Raw genomic sequence first — 19,276 nt, 5'->3', positions numbered from 1 at the left:
TGTGACCTGGGGCGATGAACGCGCCGAGCGTGGATTTTCTGGCCGACGTTCCGGCCTGGACATGCAAAGATAGGGGAGGTATTCACGCGCCCGCAGAAGAACGTGTGCGGGCGCGGTGTCGGAAGGAGTGCCTCATGACGGTCGCCCAGACCCAGTCCGAGTCCATCGAGCTCGAGCGTCGGATCGAGCTCGACGTCGGCCCGGTTGCCCACGGCGGGCACTGCGTCTGCCGACATGAGGGCCGGGTGGTGTTCGTGCGCCACGCGATCCCCGGCGAGCGGGTCAAGGTGGCCCTCACGGAGGCTGAGGAGGGCGCGCGCTTCTGGCGCGGCGACGCCGTCGAAATCATCCGCCCCTCTGAGTTCCGGCGCATCCACCAGTGGAAGCTGGCCGACGTGCAGCGCGCGCACAACTCGGGTCGGATGCCGGTCGGCGGTGCCGAGTTCGGCCATATCGTGGTGCCGCATCAGCGCCGCCTCAAGGCCCAGGTGTACCGCGACACGGTCGCCCGCATCGCCGGGCTGACCGTGGAGCCGGAGGTCGAGACCGCCGGTGACGACGAGCCGACGGGCCAGCGCTGGCGCACCCGCAACGCCTTCGCCGTCACCCCGTCAGGGCACATCGCGATGCACGCCCATCGGTCCTCGACGCTCGTGCCCGTACGCAACATGCCCCTCGGCGTGCCGGAGCTCGACGCTCTGGCGCTGTGGGACTGGGACTTCACCGGGGTGGAGCGGGTGGATGTGGCGACGCCCGGTCACGGTGGCCAGCCGCTCGTGCTCGTCACACCGACACCGCAGACCCGGACGGACACGTCGCGCCTGAGCCGGCTGCGCACGCGGGTGCGGCAGGCGGCGCGGACGGCGCAGACGGAGCTCTCGACGGCCTTCGTCTTCCCGGGCAAGAAACCGACCTCTCCCGTCACGTACGAGCGCATCACGGGGCGCACCTGGGTCGAGGAGGTGGTCGCCTCCCAGCGCGGCGGTGAGCGTCGGTTCCGCGTCACCGGGGACGGCTTCTGGCAGGTGCACCGGGAGGCGGCGGCCACCCTCGTGGACGCCGTGCTCGAGGACGCAGCCGCTGAGCCGGGCCAGGTGGTCGCGGACCTGTATGCCGGCGCGGGCCTGTTCACGGCTTATCTGGCCGACGCGGTGGGCCGGGACGGCACGGTGCTGTCCGTGGAGGCCTCGCCCCAGGCCTCGCGTGACGCGCTGCGCAACCTGCATGAGATGCCGCAGGCGCACGTGCTCAACGGACCGACGGACAAGGTGCTCGGCTCGTGGCTGGCCACGCCGGAGACGCCGATCGCCGACGGCGGTGTGGCCGGGGCGAGCCTCGACACCGTCGTGCTCGATCCGCCGCGCGCCGGCGCCGGTCGGAAGGCGGTCGAGCGGATCCTCGCTTTGGCGCCGGAGACGATCGTGTACGTCTCATGCGATCCCGCCTCGTTCGCGCGGGATCTAGCCTGGCTGACGGCCGGCGGCTATCGGCTGGACCGCGCGCGCGTGATCGACCTGTACCCGGACACTCACCACCTCGAGTCTGTGACGGTGCTGCGTCGCGGCTGACCGTGACGCCGCTCGCCACGCGGTAGGGTGAATATCGAGTGCGGCACGCCTGAGGGATGTGCGCCGGAGCACACTAGGGACACACTAGAAAGCGCCGACGGCACCTGAGGCCGCCGCGTGAGACCCCACATCGGACGAGCGCTCGGAGATCCGAGCGGGAAAAGGAGTCCTCTCGTGACCACTGTCGACAGCTTCGGTGCGAAGGGCGTCCTCGACGTCAACGGCGCCGAGTACGAGATCTTCCGTTTGAATGAGGTTGAGGGCGCGAAGAAGCTGCCCTATTCCCTCAAGGTCCTCCTCGAGAACCTGCTGCGCACCGAGGACGGTGCCAATGTCACCGCTGAGCAGATCAAGGCCCTCGCCTCGTGGGATCCCTCGGCCCAGCCGGACACGGAGATCCAGTTCACTCCTGCCCGCGTGATCATGCAGGACTTCACCGGCGTGCCCTGCGTCGTCGACCTGGCGACCATGCGTGAGGCTATCGCCGATCTCGGCGGCGATCCGACCCGCGTGAATCCGCTGTCCCCGGCCGAGCTCGTGATCGACCACTCGGTGCAGATCGACCACTTCGGCAACGAGCAGGCGATCGAGCGCAACATGGAGATCGAGTACGAGCGCAACGGCGAGCGGTACAAGTTCCTCCGCTGGGGCCAGACCGCGTTCGACGATTTCAAGGTCGTGCCTCCGGGCATGGGCATCGTCCACCAGGTCAACATCGAGCACCTGGCCCGCACCGTCATGACGCGCGAGGTGGATGGCGTGCGCCGTGCCTACCCCGACTCCTGCGTCGGCACCGACTCCCACACCACCATGGTCAACGGCCTGGGCGTGCTCGGCTGGGGCGTCGGCGGCATCGAGGCCGAGGCCGCGATGCTGGGCCAGCCCGTGTCGATGCTGATCCCGCGCGTGGTGGGCTTCAAGCTCACCGGTGAGATCCCGGCCGGGGCAACCGCCACCGACGTCGTGCTGACCATCACCGAGATGCTGCGCCAGCACGGCGTGGTCGGCAAGTTCGTCGAGTTCTACGGCGAGGGTGTCGGCTCGGTGCCGCTGGCCAACCGCGCGACCATCGGCAACATGTCCCCGGAGTTCGGCTCGACCGCCGCCATGTTCCCGATCGACGAGGTGACCCTCGAGTACCTGCGCCTGACCGGCCGCTCCGAAGAGCAGGTCGCGCTCGTCGAGGCCTACACCAAGGAACAGGGCATGTGGCATGACCCGTCGGCCGAAGTCGAGTACTCCGAGTACCTCGAGCTGGACCTGTCCACCGTCGTGCCGTCGATCTCCGGTCCGAAGCGCCCGCAGGACCGCATCGAGCTGTCCTCGGCCAAGGAGCAGTTCCGCAAGGACGTGCACAACTACGCCTCCGGCGACGAGCAGGCCGCCGGCCGTCCGTCGAAGTCGGTGCAGGTGTCCATGCAGGACGGCCGCTCCTTCGAGCTGGACCACGGCGCCGTGTCGATCGCGTCGATCACCTCGTGCACCAACACCTCCAACCCGTCGGTGATGATGGCCGCCGGCGTGCTCGCCCGCAACGCCGTCGCCAAGGGACTTCAGTCCAAGCCGTGGGTGAAGACCTCGGTCGCTCCGGGCTCGAAGGTCGTCACCGACTACTACGAGAAGTCCGGCCTGCGCGACTCGCTCAACGAACTCGGCTTCAACGTCGTCGGCTACGGCTGCACCACCTGCATCGGCAACTCGGGTCCGCTCGAGTCCGAGGTGTCGCAGGCCGTTCAGGACAACGACCTCGCCGTCACCGCGGTGCTCTCCGGCAACCGCAACTTCGAGGGACGCATCAACCCGGACGTGAAGATGAACTACCTCGCGTCTCCGCCGCTGGTCGTCGCCTACGCCCTGGCCGGGACCATGGACTTCGACTTCGAGGCCCAGCCGTTGGGCCAGGACAAGGACGGCAACGACGTCTACCTGAAGGACATCTGGCCGGACCCGGCCGAGGTCCAGCAGATCATCGACGCGTCGATCGACACCGAGATGTTCACCAAGGAGTACGGCACGATCTTCGACGGCGACGAGCGCTGGCAGGCCCTCGAGACCCCGTCGGGCAACACCTTCGACTGGGACCCGAAGTCCACCTACGTGCGCAAGCCCCCGTACTTCGAGGGCATGGGCGCGCAGCCGGAGCCGGTGACCGACATCGAGGGCGCCCGCGTGCTGCTGAAGCTCGGCGACTCGGTCACCACGGACCATATTTCGCCCGCCGGCTCGTTCAAGTCGGACACGCCGGCCGGCCGCTACCTGCTGGAGAACGGCGTCGAGCGCAAGGACTTCAACTCCTACGGCTCGCGTCGCGGCAACCACGAGGTGATGATCCGCGGCACGTTCGCGAACATCCGCATCAAGAACCAGCTGCTCGACGGCGTCGAGGGCGGCTTCACCCGTGACTTCACCCAGGACGGCGGCCCGCAGGCCTACGTGTACGACGCCGCGCAGAACTACGCCGCGCAGGGCACCCCGCTGGTCGTGCTCGGTGGCAAGGAGTACGGCTCCGGCTCCTCCCGTGACTGGGCGGCCAAGGGCACCGCGCTGCTGGGCGTGCGCGCCGTGATCACCGAGTCCTTCGAGCGCATCCACCGCTCGAACCTCATCGGCATGGGCGTGCTGCCGCTGCAGTTCCCCGAGGGTGAGAACGCCGACTCGCTGGGCCTGGACGGCACGGAGACGTTCTCGATCGCCGGCATCACGGCCATGAACGAGGGCACGACGCCGAAGACGGTCGCGGTCACCGCCACCGCCGAGGACGGCACGACCACCGAGTTCGATGCGGTCGTGCGCATCGACACCCCCGGCGAGGCCGACTACTACCGCAACGGCGGCATTCTGCAGTACGTGCTGCGTCAGATCGCCGCGAAGTGATCCGACCCGGTCCCGTCGGATCCTCCGCCGGGACCGGCCACCGCGGACGCCCGTCCTCCCGTATGCGGGAGGGCGGGCGTCCGCGTCGTGCGGAGCGTGACCAGAGTGCCTGCTGACCGAATCGAAACGACCCGAGTACCCTGAACGGACTATGTCTGAACCTCGAATGCAGCGGCCTGAGGACGGGTTGCTCACCTCCATCACGGACCCGCGTGACCTGGCCGATCTCGACGTCGAGCAGCTCGAGACTCTGGCGCAACAGATCCGCGAGTTCCTGGTGGCGAACGTCTCCCGCACCGGCGGACACCTCGGCCCGAACCTGGGTGTCGTGGAGCTGACCATGGCGATCCACCGGGTGTTCGAGTCCCCGCGCGATGCCATCGTGTTCGACACCGGCCATCAGTCGTACGTGCACAAGCTGCTGACCGGTCGACAGGACTTCGCGACGCTGCGCCAGCAGGGCGGCCTGTCCGGATACGGGGATCGCGCCGAGTCTGAGCATGACGTCGTCGAGTCCTCCCACGCCTCCTCGTCGTTGTCCTGGGCGGACGGCATCTCCCGGGCCTGGTCCCTGACGGGTCAGGAGGAGCGCACGGTCGTGGCGGTGATCGGCGACGGCGCTCTGACCGGCGGCATGGCCTGGGAGGCCGTGAACAACATCGCCGCGGACAAGAACCGTCGTGTGGTGATCGTGGTCAACGACAACGGGCGTTCGTATGCGCCGACCGTCGGCGGCGTCGCCGAGCATCTCTCCGGTCTGCGGCGCACCGTTCTGGACAAGGTCCGCACCCACCACCGCTATGAGCAGACCCTCGACGCGGTGAAGATGCGACTGCAGCGCTCCGGCGCGACGGGTGAGGTCATGTACCGCGGCCTGCATGCGGCGAAGAAGGGACTGAAGGACCTGTGGAGTCCGCAGGGTCTCTTCGAGGACCTGGGCATGAAGTACATCGGCCCGGTCGACGGGCACGATGTGGCGGCCATGCAGGAGGCCCTCGAGGACGCCCAGGCCTACGGCGGCCCCGTGATCGTGCACGCCATGACGGAGAAGGGCCACGGGTTCGCTCCCGCGGTGGCCCACATTGACGACCAGTTCCACGCCGTGGGCGTGATCGACCCGATCACCGGCGAACCCGTCTCGGCCTCGACCGGACGGTCCTGGACGTCGGTGTTCGGGGAGACGATCCTCGAGCTCGCGGACGAACGGGAGGACCTGGTGGCGATCACCGCCGCGATGCAGAACCCCGTCGGGCTGGGGCCGATGGCGCAGAAGCACCCGGACCGGGTGTTCGACGTCGGCATCGCCGAACAGCATGCTGTCACGTCGGCAGCCGGTATGGCCTACGGCGGGCTGCACCCCGTCGTGGCCGTCTACGCGACGTTCCTGAACCGGGCGTACGACCAGGTGCTCATGGACGTGGGCCTGCACCGGGCCGGGGTGACCTTCGTGCTCGACCGGGCCGGGGTGACCGGCCCGGACGGACCGAGCCACCACGGTATGTGGGACCTGGCCCTGCTGCAGTCCGTGCCGAACCTGGCGATCGCGGCGCCCCGCGACGCCGAGCAGCTGCGTGAGCAGCTGCGTGAGGCGGTGGCCGTGAACGACGCCCCGACCGTCGTGCGCTTCGCGAAGGGCACCGTGGGCGAACCGATCCCCGCGCTCGAGCGCACCGCCGACGGCACGGACGTGCTGGCCCGGCTGGGTGAACCGACCGAGGAGCCCGGTGCCCGGCGGGACGTGTTGGTCATCGCGGTGGGCGTGTTCGCCGAGCTGGGCCTGGACGTGGCCCGCCGCCTGAGCGCCCAGGGCATTTCGGCCACCGTCGTGGACCCCAGGTGGGTGCTGCCGGTCGCCGACTCGATCGTGCAGTTGGCCGCCGACCATCGGATCGTGGTCTGCCTGGAGGACGGCGTTCGGGCCGGCGGCGTCGGCTCGAGGATCCGCCAGCACATGCGCGCTCAGGGCGTGGACACCGCGCTGAACGAGGTCGGCCTGCCCGTTGAGTTCCTCGCCCAGGGCAGCCGCGACGAGGTGCTCTCGCGGGTCGGGCTCACCGCCCAGCAGATCACCCAGGACACCGTGGCTCAGGTGGTCGGGGCCAAGGTTCCCTATGCCCGACCCTCCGCCGCCGAGGCCGGGCACGCCCTTCGACTCGGCGACCACGCCGACCGCATCTCACAGGAGAGACGATGACGATCATCCGCCGCTATCGGGACACGACCGCCGACGACGGCTCGCGTCTGTTCGAGTATCGGGAGGCCTGGTCGGCGCCGGGTTCGGGCCAGCTGACCGTGCACCACGGTCGCGTGGGCCAGCCGGGCACCGTGGCCGACCAGGACGTCGTCGATGACGCGGAGGCGGCGACTCTGCTCGAGGCGTTCGCGGCCCAGTGCGATGAGGATGAATTCACCCCGCTCACTGAGGAACGCCTTGCCCACGTCCTCGTCGAGTATCCGCTGCGAGCGTCCGCGCCGAGCCCGGCCGAGCAGACCACCCTCGAGCACCTGCGCCGTCAGATCACCCACCGACTGGCCTGGCGCGGGCTCGGCGAGGTCGTGGACATGACCATCCGCAACGGCCAGGCGGTGCTGACCGTCGAGACCCCGCACGCGGCCAAGGCGAGCGCACAGATCCCCGCGGCCGCCAAGGGTGCGCAGGGCGTGCAGCCGAACAAGGCGCGGATCGTGCGCCCCGGACAGGACGCCTCGTGAGTCTGCCCCAGCGCCGCGTGGGCGCGTCCGGCCTCTCGGTCTCCGTGATCGGCCTGGGCTGTAACAACCTGGGCCGGCCCGGCACGGCCACGCAGGACCAGGCCGGTGCCGACGCGGTCGTGCGTGCGGCGCTCGAGCACGGTGTCACGTTCTTCGACGTGGCGGACATCTATGGCTCCCGCGCCGGTCTGTCCGAGGAGCGGCTCGGGCGTGCCCTGGGCGCAGAACGCGAGCATGTCGTGATCGGCACGAAGTTCGGCATGGATGCCGCCGGCGCCAACGGGCCGGACTTCGGGGCGCGTGGATCCCGCTCCTACATCGTGCGTGCCGTGGAGGCGTCGCTGCGGCGGCTGGGAACCGACTGGATCGACCTGTACCAGTTCCACACCCCCGACGCCGCGACGCCCATCGAGGAGACCCTCGCGGCGCTGGACGACCTAGTCAGCGCCGGCAAGGTGCGTTACGTCGGACATTCGAACCGGGCCGGCTGGCAGATTGCCGAGGCCGAGTTCGTGGCCCGAGAGCTCGGCGTCGAACGGTTCGTCTCGGCGCAGAACCAGTACAACCTGCTCGACCGCCGAGCCGAACTGGAGGTGCTGCCCGCCGCCCGCGCGTTCGGACTCGGCGTGTTCCCCTATTTCCCCCTGGCCAACGGCATGCTCACCGGCAAGTACTCCGACGGCACGGCTCCACAGGGGTCTCGGCTGACGCGGGTGCGCCAGCATCTCGTCGAGGACGCCGACCTCGAGCAGCTGGCCGCCTACGGGCGCTTCGCCGCCGACCGGGGGCTGACCGAGGTGCAGGTTGCGCTCGGCTGGCTGGCCGCGCAGCAGCCCGTGTCGTCGGTCATCGCCGGGGCGACGCGCCCCGAACAGATCGCCCAGAACGTCCAGGCCGCAGACTGGCAGCCCACCGACGCGGACCTGGCTGCGCTGGACGCTCTGTTCCCGGCGCCCGAGAAGATCGCGCCGTTCTGATGTGTGCAGGAGCCAACACGGCGGGCGTTCTGGCCGCCGGTGCGGGGTTGCCGGCCGGAATGCAGGCCGTGGGCTGGACCGTGGCGCTGATCGTCGTGGCGGTGTGGGTCGCCGGCTTCGTCAGCCTGGCCCGCGGCCCGCTCGACGTGAACCGTCGCCTGCCGTGGGCGCTGGCGATGATCGGCTTGCCGGTGCTGGGGGCGTGCGTCTGGTTCTGGTGGCGACACCGGTACTATCCGGCGCGGCGGGCTGAGCAGCCCGGATGGGACCCGAACGCCCGCGAGCAGGGCGCGCTGCCGCCGCCCCGCACGCCGCGGCTGGCGCCCCGGCGTCGTTTCGACCCCTGAACGCGGTGTGCGCCGTCCTGAGCTCGGCCGGCGGTGTGCGCCGGCTCAGAGTTTGACGACGATGTCCTCACCGTCGACGGAGGCCTCGAAGTCCATCAACGGCTTGCGGGCCGGGCCGCCGTAGGGCTTGCCGGTCTCCACGTCGAAGTGGGAGCCGTGGCACGGGCAGGCGAACGTCGTCTGGCCCTCACGCTTGCCCACGGCCACCGCGCAGCCCTGATGCGTGCAGGAGTTCGAGAACGCGACGACCTCGCCCTCGCTCACGCGGTGCATCAGCAGGGTGCGTCCGTCGACCTCGACGGAGGTGCTCTCGCCCACGGGCAGCTCGGCGGCCTTGAGGACCGGGGTGGGATCGGCCCCGTCGTAGTGGTGCGCGGCCGAGGCGTCATCCTTGAGTTGCTGTGTGCATCCGGACAGGGCGAGCGTGCCGGCTCCGGCCGCCGCGACGGCGGCCGAGCCGCGCAGCACGCTGCGACGGGGCGAGCAGTCCTGTGCGCATGCATGGGCCTCGGCCACGGACTCGGGGGAGGCGGCGGGGACCTTCTCGGAGCGGGAATCGGAAGTCATCCCGTCATTCTGCCAGGATGGGCCCCATGCCTGGACAGACCCGCCGCCGGCCCGCCTTCCCGCTCGAGACCCTCGACCGCTGGGAGCGGTTCATGCTCGCCGGTGAGCACACCGGCTTCCTGCACCGGCACCTGGAGGACGGGACGCTGACGGTGCGGACGGCGTTCCAGCCGACCGGTCAGCAGCGCGCGCAGAATCCTTCGCTGCCGGAGAGGTTCCTGTCGCAGTGCCGGGTGGGTCTCACCGACGACGGGGCCACGTGGCGGTGGCTGGACTACGAGGACTCGCAGACGAGCCAGCGCGTGCACGTCGATCGTCGTCGAGCGGGAATCGACGAGGACGTCGTGCCGTCCTACGCTGAGCCGCTGCTCGCCGCCCCCGTCGCGCGCCGCGGCGAGCCCGTGGAGTTCCTCCGCTTCGAGGAGAGCTCTCCGCTGCACGGGCCACGCCGCATCGTGCCGGCCCGGCTGCGCCCCGTCGCGGACACCCCGCCCGCGGGCGTGGGCCTCGAGGCGGCTACGATGACCCGCGTCGAGACCGTCTCCGAGGGCCAGGTGCTGTGCGCGCACGTGCTGGCCGATGACCGGATGCTGGCCTCCGACTGGGGCGCCGGTGCCGTGACCGTACCCGTCGAGGGTCGTCGCGACGCCTTGGCCGGGCTGGCGCAGGACCTGGCGACCTTCGCCGACCTGCCGCGCGGCTGACCGCGGGCCACCGGCCTGGGCGACGGTCCTGAGGAGCGGCGGCCCGCGGCCGTGTGAGCCCGGCCCGTGGCCTCAGTCGCCCGGAAGCGGGTTCAGCAGCGAGACGGTGACGATCGCCCCGACCTGGTCGATCTGCCAGGGGCGCGCCCCCCGCTCAGCCAGGGCTGCCTCGACGGTCTCCGGGGTGACCGGGTTTGGCGGGTCCCAGCAGATCCGGCGCAGAGTGTCCGGGGTCAGCAGGTTCTCGGTCGGCAGGCCCAGGTGCTCGGCGTGCCGGGCCACCCAGGGCTTGGCTGTGCGCAGCCGGGCGTCGGCCTCGGGGTTGCGGTCCCGCCACATTCGCGGCGCGGGCGGTCCGTCGCCGCCGCGGCGGTGCACCGCGGGGGCATCGCCGTCGGCGGCGCGCTCCCGTCCGAGACGGATCGCCTCGACCCAGCGCGGGGCCTCGCGCGCGGCGGCGCGGCCGTGGAAGCCGGTGGTCTGCCGCAGGGCGGGCACGGTGCGAGGCTGCGCCGTGGCGGCCGCGACGAGCGCCGAGTCAGGCAGCAGGCGGGAGGGCGCCACGTCTCGATGCCGGGCGAGGTCCTCGCGGGCGTGCCAGAGCTGACGCAGCACGGCCAGGGCGGTGCGGTCCTTCACCCTGTGTGCCCCGGAGGTGCGCCGCCACGGGTCTTCGCGTGGGCCGGGCAGCGGGGAGGTTCGCACGTGTTCGAACTCCTGCTCGGCCCACTCGAGCTTGCCCTGGGAGTCCAGCAGTCCGCGCAGGCCCTCGCGCAGCTCGACCAGCAGCTCGACGTCGAGGGCGGCATAGGTCAGCCAGGATTCGGGCAGCGGTCGGGTCGACCAGTCGGCGGCGGAGTGCTCCTTGGCCAGGGTGACCCCGAGCATCCGCTCGAGGACGGCGGCCAGGCCCACACGGGGCAGACCCGCCAGGCGCGCGGCGAGCTCGGTGTCGAACAGTCGGTCCGGCCATAGGCCGAGCTCCCAGAGGCACGGCAGGTCTTGGCTCGCGGCGTGCAGGATCCACTCGACGCCGGCGAGGGAGGGCACCAGGGGGGTGAGGTCCTCGAACGCCTCCGGATCGATGAGCCAGATTCCGGAGCCGGTCCGCTTGAGCTGCACGAGGAAGGCGCGCTGTCCGTAGCGGATGCCCGAGGCCCGCTCCGCGTCGACCGCCACCGGTCCCGTGCCGGACGCCAGTGCCTCGGCACACGCGCGCAGCCCGCCGGGGGTGTCGGTCACGAACGGCACGCCGCCGGCCGGCACAGTCACCAGGCGTGGGCCGGAGTCGGGCCGGTCGTGCTCGTCGGGCCGCGGCTCGGCGGGCAGAGCGCCGCGGTGGGGGGACGAGTCACGGGCGCGCGGGCGGGAATCAGTCATGCTCGGTCTCTCTTCTCAGGGGCAGGGCTCGGACACCGTCGGGCTGTGGCGGCAGTCCGGCGAACGCGCACACCATCTCTGCCCACGCTTCCAGATGAGCGCCCAAGCCGCCCTCGCACTCGTCGGCGCCGCGGGGCGTCCACGAGGCGCGCATCTCGATCTCGGTGGCGTCGGCGCGTTCGGCGAGCGTGCCGAAGGACTCGGCGAGCACCCGCGTGGCCGTGCCCCCCGCGTGCGTGTACTGGGCGTGCCGCAGCTCAAGAGCCTCGACGAGCCACGTCCAGGCAACCTCGCTGACCATCGGGTCCTGGGCGACGTCCAGTTCGAGGGCGGCCTTGATGTAGGTCACCACGCGGAAGGCGCCCTGCCAGTGATCTTTGCCGGCCGGGTCATGCAGCAGCACGAAGCGGCCCGTGGCCACCGGCAGCGCCGAGTCCGCGCGCGGGGGCACGTGGTCCTGGTGGTGCCGTTCGTCTGCGTCGTGCACGTCGGCGGCCAGGGCGACCGCCCACGGCGCCTGCCGGGCTGGCGCGGCGATCTCGTGCAGACGCACCTCGGGCCGCGGTCGGGCCTGCCGCAGCTGGCGCAGGGCGAGGCGGAAGCTCTCGGGAGCACGGGCGTGGCCGGAACGCGTCGCCGAGCCGGGCGTGGCTCCGTCAGGCCGCTGTGTCACCGAGGTCATGCTCACCAGAGTAGAGCCGGGGTGCGGGCCTGACTCCGGGGACGCGCCGGAGCCGGACGGGCCCGTGCCTCAGTCGCGCTGAGCGTCCTCCTCCGCCGTTGCGCGCAGACGCAGCGAGGCGGAGTTGATGCAGTAGCGCAGGTCAGTCGGGGTGTCATATCCCTCGCCGGCGAAGACATGGCCCAGGTGCGAATCGCAGCGGGCGCAGCGGACCTCGGTGCGACTCATGCCCAGTGAATCGTCCTGCACCAGCCGCACGCTCTGCTGCTGCGGCGCGAAGAAGGACGGCCAGCCACAGTGGGAGCCGAACTTGGTCTCCGAGCGGAACAGCTCGGCGCCGCAGGCACGGCAGTCGTACACACCGGGAGTCTGCGTGTCCCAGTATTCGCCGGTGAACGGCCGCTCCGTGCCGGCACGGCGCAGCACGTCGAACTCGAGCGGTGTCAGCAGCCGACGCCACTGCTCGTCGGTGGTCTCCCGCGCCTGCCGCGCCGTCATGGGTCGGACGTCGGCGGTGTGGGCGTGGTCGGTGTGGGGTGTCTGGGCCATGCCCGGTGCAACGACGGTGCGGGCCACAGTGTTCCCGCTCGTTGACCATTCCCGGGCGCACCGAGCCCGGTGGAGCACAATGGGCCCATGAGTCCAGAGCATCGGCGTGCGCAACAGAGGCAGCGAGCGGTCGGCGGCACCCGGCGCGCGGTGGGGAACACCGTGCGACGCGGGGTGAGCCGGTCGGTGCGCACCGGCGTGGGCGTGGCCGCCCCGGTCGCCCGCTGGTCACCGGTCGCCGGCAGTCTCGCCCTCTCCGCCGGCTTCGTCCTCGCCGGCGCCTCATCGGCGCTGGCCGGTCTCTTCGCCCGGGTGGTGGTGACGCCGGTGCGTCGGCCGGCCGAGAACCTGCGGATCCTCGCGGTCGTCGACGGGCCGTCCGGGCTCGAGGTGGTGCTGCCCGCCAACGAGCAGACGACGGTCCCCGGCACCTATTCGCTCACCTTCGACGGCGGGGCCTCCTGCGCTCGCATCGGCCGCATCACCACTTTCGACCCCCGGGACGGCACCATCACGCGCGCGGTCGAGCACGTGTACTCCGGTGACTTGCGCTCGGCGGTGCAGGGCCGCTTCACGGGATTCGTCTACCCCCGGCCCCGGGACGCGGGCCTGGACGCCAGAGAGGTGCAGGTTCCGGTCACCGGCGGGACGGCGCCGGCGTGGCGGGTGGATCCGCCGCCCGCCAGCGATGGCCGGGCCCGGGCGGGCGACGGCGTCTGGGCGATCATGGTCCATGGGCGAGGGGCGCGCAGGAACGAGGGACTGCGCGCGGTGCCGAGCGCCTCGCGCCTGGGGATGACCTCCTTGCTGATCTCCTACCGCAACGACGGCGACGCCCCCGACGCCCAGGACGGACGCTATGGCCTGGGCACCACCGAGTGGCGAGACGTTGAGGCGGCCGTGCGCTACGCACTGCGGCACGGTGCGCAGGACGTCGTGCTGTTCGGATGGTCGATGGGCGGAGCGATCGCCCTGCAGTGCGTCGACCGCTCCGATCTCGCCTCCCACGTGCGCGGGCTGGTGCTCACCGGCCCCGTCGTCGACTGGATCGACGTGCTCGAACACCAGGCCCGGCTCACCCGCATTCCCGAGGCGATCGGCGTCGTCGGCACCTGGCTGATCTCCAACCGGGCCGGTCGGTTCGTCACGGGGCTCGCCGCGCCGGTGGACTTCAAAGCCCTGAACTGGGTCGCCCGCGCCGAGCAGCTGCGGGTTCCCACGTTGATCATGCACTCCGAGGACGACGAGTACGTCCCCGTCGGCCCCTCGATGGACCTGGCCGAGCGCAACCCGGCCCTGGTCCGGTTCGTGCGCTTCACCCGGGCGCGGCATACGAAGGAGTGGAACGTCGACCCCGAGAAGTGGGACCGGACGGCCCGCGGCTGGCTGCGCGCCGTGCTCACCGCGGACCGTCCGGGGCGTGCCCGCCACGGGGCGATCAGCCCCGCAGGCCGCGCCGACGCAGCAGCGGCTCCAGCCGCGGATCGCGACCGGTGACCGCCCGGTAGGACACGTCCATCGGGCGCTGATCACCGCGGCTGAGCAGCTCGGCGGCGAAGCGGTCGCCGGCCGCCCGCGACAGACCGCCGTTCTCGCGGAACCATTCGACGGCGTCCGCGTCGAGCACCTCCGCCCACAGATACGAGTAGTAGCCGGCCGCGTAGTCGTTGCCGAACACGTGCTTGAAACAGCCCGTGTGGTAGCGCGGGGGCACCAACGACGGGTCCAGCCCCGCCTCGTGCAGCACGCGCCGCTCGAAGCCGAGCGGGTCCGCCGTCGCCTCCTCGACGGCCTGCTGGGTGAGCGTGTGCCACCGCCAGTCGATCAGCGCCGCCCCCAGATACTCGGCCGTCCGGTAGCCCTCGCCCCACAGGTCCGCCGCCTGCAGACGCTCGAGCGTTCCCGCCGGCAGCGGCTCGTCCGTGTCGACGTGGCGGGCGTAGGCGTGCACGAGCGAGGGCTCGCGCAGCCACATCTCGTTGACCTGCGAGGGGAACTCGACCACGTCCCGTGGCACGTTCGCCCCGGAGAGCGAGGCGTACTCACCTCGGGCCAGCAGCGCGTGCAGCACGTGCCCGAACTCGTGGAACAGCGTCGTCGTCTCGTCCAGGGTCAGCAGTGTGGGACGTCCCTGCGGCGGGGCCGGAACGTTCATGGTCGCGAACACCACCGGGCGGGTGCCCAGCGCCGCCGAGGCGTCCGAGACCGTGTGCATCCAGGCGCCGCCGGACTTCGTCGGGCGTGCGTACAGATCCGCCACGAACAGCCCCACCTCGGCCCCGTCCTCGTCCGTCACCTCGAACACGCGAATGCCGGGCCGATACAGGTGAGCGCTCAGCTCGGGCCGTTCGGCGAAGCGCAGCCCGTACAGCGCAGTGGCGGCGGCGAACACGCCCCGGTGCAGCACGCGGTCCAGCTCGAAGTGCGGGCGCAGCGCCGCCGTGTCCACCTGGAACCGGTCTCGCGCGTACTCGGCCGACAGACGGGGCCAGTCCCATGCGGGCACGTCCGGCTCACCGCCCACCACGGCGGCGTCGGCACGAGCGTTGGCCATGGCCGCCGGCACCAGACTCGTCAGCAGGTGCGTCACCGCCTCGACCGAGTCGGCGGCCCGGTCCTTCAGTGCGTGCTCCGCCCAGCAGGACGAGCCGAGCAGACGCGCCTTGGCCAATCGCAGCCGGACCATGCGCATGGCCGTGGACAACGTCTCGCGCTCGCCGCTGCGGCCACGGCCGAGGGAGGCCTCATGCACCTCACGGCGCAGCCCTTCGTCCTCGAGGTCCACCAGCCACGGCTGCGAGGCGAACAGGGACAGGGTCAGCAGCCACGGGCCCTCATCCGGATCCGCCTGAGCGGCGTGCCCGGCCTCGACCGCGGCCGCGGCGGCCGCCGCCCGGTCCTCATCCCCGAGTCCGCGCAGCCGCTCGGCGTCCGTGACCACCACCGCCCGGGCTGCGGCATCCTCCACCAGCAGACGGGTGTAGACGGCCTCGAGCGTGGCCAGTTCCGTGTTGATGCGGCGCAGCTCGTCGCGCTGCGCGGCGGGCAGAGCGGCGCCGGAGAGCTCGAGGCGCTCCCGAGTGCGCTCGAGCAGCCGCGCGTCCTGCTCGCCCAGTCCCGTCGTCTCGACGCAGGCCACCCGCTCGGCCAGGCGTTCGTCGAGCCAGATCGCGTCGTCGTGGGCAGCGAGCTCGGCGGAGATCTGTTCGGTCAGACGCTGCCGGCCGGGGGTGCCGTCGGCGGCGGTGAGCGTCATGAGCACGGCCCGGGCCCGGTGCAGCAGGCGTCCGCTCAGCTCGAGCGCACGCACGGTGTTCTCGAAGTCCGCCGACGCATCGGTGCCGACGATCGCCTCCAGCTCGGCACGCTGCTCGGCCATGCCCGCCCGTAGGGCGTCGGCCAGCTGGGCGTCCGAGAGTGCGGCGAAGTCGGGCAGCCCGTAGGGCAGCTCGGACGGTGCGGCGAGAGGGTTGTCCTCAGGCAGGGCAGGGGTGGGTGTGATATCGGTCATGCTCGGCAGTGTAGTCCGGGCGCGTCGGCAGGCGCGTGCGTCCGGGGCTGCTCGCGCGGGGGGCCTATAGACTGAATCGCCGAACCCGAATCGTCGATGCACAGGAGGGCCGAGATGGCCGGACATTCCAAATGGGCCACGACCAAGCACAAGAAGGCCGCGATCGACGCGAAGCGTGCGAAGGCCTTCGCCAAGTACATCAAGGGCATCGAGGTCGCGGCGCGCACCGGCGGCGCGGACACCGCCGGAAACCCCGCGCTCGAGCTCGCGGTGGCCAAGGCCAAGAAGAATTCGGTGCCGAACGACAACATCGAGCGCGCCATCAAGCGCGGTGCCGGCCTGACCGGCGAGGTCGTCGACTACACCGAGACCATGTACGAGGTGCGCGGCCCGTCCGGCTCAGCCCTGATGGTCGAGTGCCTCACGGACAACAAGAACCGGGCCGCCTCGGACGTCCGGGTGGCCGTGACCCGCAACGGCGGCACGATCGCCGACCCCGGTTCGGTGGCCTTCCTGTTCGAGCGTAAGGGCGTGGTGCGCCTGCCCGCCGAGGGCAACACCGAGGACGGACTGCTCGAAGCGATTCTCGAGGGCGGTGCCGACGCGGAGGAGGTCGTGGCCGATGGCGAGAGCCTTGAGATCCGCTGCGAGGTCTCGGACCTGCGTTCGGTCGCGGAGGCCCTCGACGCGGCCGGCATCGACTATGAGTCCGACGAGCCGGAGTTCGTGCCGTCGATGAAGGTCGAGCTCGAGGACGCCGGGTCTGCGCGGACCTTCCTCAAGCTCGTCGACGCGATCGAGGAGCTCGATGACGTCCAGAGCGTCTACTCGAACGTGGACATCCCGGACGCCGTGCTCGAGCAGCTCGACGAGGACTGAGCGGCCCCGTGGCCCGCGTGCTCGGTGTCGACCCGGGGCTGACCCGCTGCGGGATCGCCGTGGTGGAGGTCGACGCGCGGCGTCGGGCGCGTCTGGTGCACGTCGAGGTCGCCGGCACCGCGGCCGACACGGCCCTGCACGAGCGGTTGCTGCACCTGGACCGCGTGATCGAGCGCGTGCTGGAACGCTTCGTCCCGGACGCGGCCGCCGTCGAGCGCATGTTCGCCAACGCCAACACGCCGACGGTGCTCGGCACGGCGCAGGCCGCAGGGGTGGCGATCACCGCGGCCGCGCGGGCCGGACTCGAGGTCGGGCTGCACACCCCGTCCGAGGCGAAGGCTGCCGTCACGGGCAGCGGCACGGCGAGCAAGGCGCAGGTCACCGCCATGGTGACCAGGATCCTTGGGCTCGACGCCGCGCCTCGGCCGGCGGATGCAGCCGATGCCATCGCCCTGGCCCTGACGCATGCATGGCGCGCTGGCAGCCTGGGGTCCGCCGCGGGGCAGACCGGCCTGCGCACGGAGTCGATGACCTCGCGCGCGACGGGTTCGCGCTTCCCCGCGCAGCCGGGTCCTGCCCGGGCCTCGGGCGCCGCGACGCAGGCCCAGCGCCGGTGGCTCGAGGCGGAGGCCGCCGCGCGTCGCCCCCGACGGGGTGGCGTTCGATAGTATGTTCGAATCCTGGTCCCGCCCTGGGACGTCCCCGGGGCCGGGCCGCCGCGCCCGGGACGGTCGGACCGGGGCGGAGTGCAGACAGACTCAGGAAGGGGAGTGGACCGAGTGATCGCCCTCGTGGACGGCATCGTCGAGTCGGTGCGGCTGGACCGGGCCGTGATCAGCGCCTCCGGCGTCGGGATGCTCGTGTTCGCCACCCCCGCCACTCTCGGCACGCTGCGCGAGGGGGAGCGGGGCCGCCTGCACACCCATCTGGTGGTGAAGGAGGACGCGCTCACCCTGTACGGCTTCGCCGACGCCGCCGAGCAGGAGGTGTTCGAGATCCTGCTGGGCGCCAACGGCGTGGGCCCGCGGCTGGCCCTGGCCGTGCTGGCCGTGCATCGGCCCGAGGCCGTACGTGTGGCCGTCTCGAACGAGGACGAGAAGGCCCTCACCCGGGTTCCAGGCGTCGGCCCCAAACTCGCCAAGAAGATGATCGTCGAGCTGGCCGGCCGACTCGCGCCCACGGGGGCGGCCGAGGCGGAGCCGACGCCGCAGCCGCCCGCCGCGGCACCGACCGTTGACGCCGCCGGCTGGGAGGCGGACGTGGTCGAGGCCATGACGTCGCTGGGCTGGTCGGCCAAGGACGCCGAGCGTGCCGTCAGCGCCACCCTGGCCGCGTCTCCGGAGCTGGACGAGGCCCGCGACGTGCCTGCCCTGCTGCGCGCGACCCTGCGCGACGTCGGCACGGCCGCCACCGCCCGCTCCGGACGGTGAGGAGACGACCTCGATGGCACACGAGCCTCGCGACCCGACCGGCGGCCTCGATCGCCCCGTCGCCCCCGACGCCGACGAGCACGAGCGTCGGCTCGAAGCCGCACTGCGGCCACGGCACCTCGACGAATTCGTCGGGCAGCAGCGCGTCCGCGGCCAGCTCGAGCTGATGCTCTCCTCGGCCCGCCTGCGTGAGCGCGCGGCCGACCATGTCCTGCTCTCGGGCCCGCCCGGGCTCGGCAAGACGACCTTGGCCATGATCGTGGCCGCTGAGATGGGCGCCCCGCTGCGGGTCTCCTCCGGCCCGGCGATCCAGCATGCCGGTGACCTCGCCGCGATCCTCTCCTCGCTCACCGAGGGCGAAGTGCTCTTCCTCGACGAGATCCATCGGATGTCCCGACCCGCCGAGGAGATGCTCTACATGGCCATGGAGGACTTCCGGGTCGACGTGGTGGTCGGAAAGGGTGCCGGGGCGACGTCCATCCCGCTCGAGCTGCCGCCGTTCACGCTCGTGGGCGCGACGACCCGGGCGGGACTGCTGCCCGGGCCGCTGCGGGACCGGTTCGGCTTCACCGGCCACCTCGACTTCTACGCTCCGCAGGAGCTCGAGCTCGTGCTGCGCCGTTCCTCGGCGCTGCTCGACGTGGAGCTCTCCGGGGCCGGCTACGCCCAGATCGCGTCCCGTTCGCGCGGTACGCCGCGCATCGCCAACCGGCTGCTGCGCCGCGTGCGCGACTGGGCGCTGGTCAAGGGGATCGACCGGGTCGACGCCCGGGCCGCCGATGACGCGCTAAGCATGTACGACGTGGACGAGCGCGGCTTCGACCGGCTCGATCGCGCCGTGCTGGAGGCGCTGTGCCGCACCTTCGGGGGCGGGCCGGTGGGCCTGTCGACGCTCGCGGCCGCCGTCGGGGAGGAGACCGAGACCATCGAGACGGTCGCCGAGCCGTTCCTGTTGCGCGAGGGCATGATCGGCCGCACGCCGCGCGGCCGCGTCGCGACGGCCGCGGCCTGGGAGCACCTGGGGCTGACGCCGCCCGACGTCTGAGCGGCATACCGCCTAGACTGGTGGCCATTGTTCTGTCCGGCCGCCGTCTCG

The 19,276-nt window shown here is 71.6% G+C and carries 17 protein-coding genes; 12 read left to right on the top strand and 5 right to left on the bottom strand.

Features of this window, described 5'->3' with window-relative positions:
- Positions 1–134 precede the first annotated feature (134 nt).
- The 6 genes from HDA30_RS04520 (at position 135) to HDA30_RS10495 (ending at position 8,478) form a co-directional block, all read left to right on the top strand.
- A complete protein-coding gene (locus HDA30_RS04520; RefSeq protein WP_184241220.1) occupies positions 135–1,568 on the top strand; it encodes a class I SAM-dependent RNA methyltransferase in 1,434 nt (477 codons plus the stop codon).
- Between the two features lie 174 nt (positions 1,569–1,742).
- On the top strand, positions 1,743–4,442 hold the full coding sequence (gene acnA / locus HDA30_RS04515; RefSeq protein ID WP_158496010.1) for an aconitate hydratase AcnA: 2,700 nt from the start codon (positions 1,743–1,745) through the stop codon (positions 4,440–4,442).
- A gap of 151 nt (positions 4,443–4,593) precedes the next feature.
- The gene (gene dxs, locus HDA30_RS04510; protein WP_246418701.1) at positions 4,594–6,636 is read left to right on the top strand and encodes a 1-deoxy-D-xylulose-5-phosphate synthase; all 2,043 of its coding nucleotides are present in this window, start codon (positions 4,594–4,596) and stop codon (positions 6,634–6,636) included.
- Complete coding sequence (locus tag HDA30_RS04505; RefSeq protein WP_184241219.1) at positions 6,633–7,154, top strand: hypothetical protein; 522 nt, start codon at positions 6,633–6,635, stop codon at positions 7,152–7,154. The genes dxs and HDA30_RS04505 overlap by 4 nt, the downstream gene beginning before the upstream one ends.
- Before the next feature lie 2 nt (positions 7,155–7,156).
- On the top strand, positions 7,157–8,131 hold the full coding sequence (locus tag HDA30_RS04500) for an aldo/keto reductase (RefSeq protein WP_158496187.1): 975 nt from the start codon (positions 7,157–7,159) through the stop codon (positions 8,129–8,131).
- On the top strand, positions 8,131–8,478 hold the full coding sequence (locus HDA30_RS10495; RefSeq protein WP_246418700.1) for a PLD nuclease N-terminal domain-containing protein: 348 nt from the start codon (positions 8,131–8,133) through the stop codon (positions 8,476–8,478). The genes HDA30_RS04500 and HDA30_RS10495 overlap by 1 nt, the downstream gene beginning before the upstream one ends.
- A 45-nt stretch (positions 8,479–8,523) precedes the next feature.
- Here the strand turns inward: HDA30_RS10495 and HDA30_RS04490 are convergent, their stop codons facing one another.
- Positions 8,524–9,045 (bottom strand): Rieske (2Fe-2S) protein, encoded by a 522-nt coding sequence (locus tag HDA30_RS04490; protein WP_158496008.1) that lies wholly within the window; start codon positions 9,043–9,045, stop codon positions 8,524–8,526.
- A gap of 26 nt (positions 9,046–9,071) precedes the next feature.
- On the opposite strand from HDA30_RS04490, the gene HDA30_RS04485 reads away from it, so the two are divergent.
- Positions 9,072–9,749, top strand: a complete 678-nt coding sequence (locus tag HDA30_RS04485) for a hypothetical protein (RefSeq protein WP_158496007.1) — start codon at positions 9,072–9,074, stop codon at positions 9,747–9,749.
- 72 nt (positions 9,750–9,821) lie between these two features.
- Here the strand turns inward: HDA30_RS04485 and HDA30_RS04480 are convergent, their stop codons facing one another.
- The 3 genes from HDA30_RS04480 to msrB form a co-directional block, all read right to left on the bottom strand.
- Positions 9,822–11,129, bottom strand: a complete 1,308-nt coding sequence (locus HDA30_RS04480) for a ribonuclease D (protein WP_184241218.1) — start codon at positions 11,127–11,129, stop codon at positions 9,822–9,824.
- Positions 11,122–11,811 (bottom strand): DUF3000 domain-containing protein, encoded by a 690-nt coding sequence (locus tag HDA30_RS04475; protein WP_158496005.1) that lies wholly within the window; start codon positions 11,809–11,811, stop codon positions 11,122–11,124. The genes HDA30_RS04480 and HDA30_RS04475 overlap by 8 nt, the downstream gene beginning before the upstream one ends.
- 69 nt (positions 11,812–11,880) lie before the next feature.
- Positions 11,881–12,360: a peptide-methionine (R)-S-oxide reductase MsrB gene (gene msrB, locus HDA30_RS04470; protein ID WP_158496004.1), complete on the bottom strand. Its 480-nt coding sequence runs from the start codon at positions 12,358–12,360 to the stop codon at positions 11,881–11,883.
- Between the two features lie 87 nt (positions 12,361–12,447).
- On the opposite strand from msrB, the gene HDA30_RS04465 reads away from it, so the two are divergent.
- On the top strand, positions 12,448–13,857 hold the full coding sequence (locus HDA30_RS04465; RefSeq protein ID WP_158496003.1) for an alpha/beta hydrolase family protein: 1,410 nt from the start codon (positions 12,448–12,450) through the stop codon (positions 13,855–13,857).
- Here HDA30_RS04465 and HDA30_RS04460 read toward each other — a convergent pair.
- Positions 13,799–15,871, bottom strand: coding sequence for a M3 family metallopeptidase (locus HDA30_RS04460; protein WP_184241217.1), 2,073 nt, complete (start codon positions 15,869–15,871; stop codon positions 13,799–13,801). The two genes, HDA30_RS04465 and HDA30_RS04460, sit on opposite strands and share 59 nt — an antisense overlap.
- Positions 15,872–15,985: 114 nt before the next feature.
- Here HDA30_RS04460 and HDA30_RS04455 point away from each other — a divergent pair, with 114 nt between their 5' ends.
- The 4 genes from HDA30_RS04455 (at position 15,986) to ruvB (ending at position 19,225) form a co-directional block, all read left to right on the top strand.
- Positions 15,986–16,750 carry a YebC/PmpR family DNA-binding transcriptional regulator gene (locus HDA30_RS04455; protein WP_158496001.1) on the top strand — a complete coding sequence of 255 codons (765 nt, stop codon included), beginning with the start codon at positions 15,986–15,988 and terminating at the stop codon, positions 16,748–16,750.
- 8 nt (positions 16,751–16,758) lie between these two features.
- Positions 16,759–17,418 (top strand): crossover junction endodeoxyribonuclease RuvC, encoded by a 660-nt coding sequence (gene ruvC / locus HDA30_RS04450; protein ID WP_158496000.1) that lies wholly within the window; start codon positions 16,759–16,761, stop codon positions 17,416–17,418.
- Positions 17,419–17,529: 111 nt separating this feature from the next.
- Positions 17,530–18,180, top strand: coding sequence for a Holliday junction branch migration protein RuvA (gene ruvA, locus HDA30_RS04445; protein WP_158496186.1), 651 nt, complete (start codon positions 17,530–17,532; stop codon positions 18,178–18,180).
- A 13-nt stretch (positions 18,181–18,193) separates the two neighbouring features.
- Positions 18,194–19,225, top strand: coding sequence for a Holliday junction branch migration DNA helicase RuvB (ruvB, locus tag HDA30_RS04440; RefSeq protein WP_184241216.1), 1,032 nt, complete (start codon positions 18,194–18,196; stop codon positions 19,223–19,225).
- The last annotated feature ends 51 nt before the right edge of the window (positions 19,226–19,276 follow it).

The organism is Micrococcus cohnii, assembly GCF_014205175.1.
Taxonomy (GTDB): Bacteria; Actinomycetota; Actinomycetes; order Actinomycetales; family Micrococcaceae; genus Micrococcus; species Micrococcus cohnii.
This window is presented reverse-complemented; position numbering and strand designations above follow the sequence as displayed.

What these genes read in the sequence shown, in the direction of transcription:
- HDA30_RS04490 (WP_158496008.1), bottom strand. Translation starts at nt 9,045, where the DNA reads ATGACTTCCGATTCCCGCTCCGAGAAGGTCCCCGCCGCCTCCCCCGAG.
- HDA30_RS04520 (WP_184241220.1), top strand. Translation starts at nt 135, where the DNA reads ATGACGGTCGCCCAGACCCAGTCCGAGTCCATCGAGCTCGAGCGTCGG.
- dxs (WP_246418701.1), top strand. Translation starts at nt 4,594, where the DNA reads ATGTCTGAACCTCGAATGCAGCGGCCTGAGGACGGGTTGCTCACCTCC.
- HDA30_RS04460 (WP_184241217.1), bottom strand. Translation starts at nt 15,871, where the DNA reads ATGACCGATATCACACCCACCCCTGCCCTGCCTGAGGACAACCCTCTC.
- HDA30_RS04455 (WP_158496001.1), top strand. Translation starts at nt 15,986, where the DNA reads ATGGCCGGACATTCCAAATGGGCCACGACCAAGCACAAGAAGGCCGCG.
- HDA30_RS10495 (WP_246418700.1), top strand. Translation starts at nt 8,131, where the DNA reads ATGTGTGCAGGAGCCAACACGGCGGGCGTTCTGGCCGCCGGTGCGGGG.
- HDA30_RS04475 (WP_158496005.1), bottom strand. Translation starts at nt 11,811, where the DNA reads ATGACCTCGGTGACACAGCGGCCTGACGGAGCCACGCCCGGCTCGGCG.
- HDA30_RS04505 (WP_184241219.1), top strand. Translation starts at nt 6,633, where the DNA reads ATGACGATCATCCGCCGCTATCGGGACACGACCGCCGACGACGGCTCG.
- ruvB (WP_184241216.1), top strand. Translation starts at nt 18,194, where the DNA reads ATGGCACACGAGCCTCGCGACCCGACCGGCGGCCTCGATCGCCCCGTC.
- msrB (WP_158496004.1), bottom strand. Translation starts at nt 12,360, where the DNA reads ATGGCCCAGACACCCCACACCGACCACGCCCACACCGCCGACGTCCGA.
- HDA30_RS04485 (WP_158496007.1), top strand. Translation starts at nt 9,072, where the DNA reads ATGCCTGGACAGACCCGCCGCCGGCCCGCCTTCCCGCTCGAGACCCTC.
- HDA30_RS04465 (WP_158496003.1), top strand. Translation starts at nt 12,448, where the DNA reads ATGAGTCCAGAGCATCGGCGTGCGCAACAGAGGCAGCGAGCGGTCGGC.
- HDA30_RS04480 (WP_184241218.1), bottom strand. Translation starts at nt 11,129, where the DNA reads ATGACTGATTCCCGCCCGCGCGCCCGTGACTCGTCCCCCCACCGCGGC.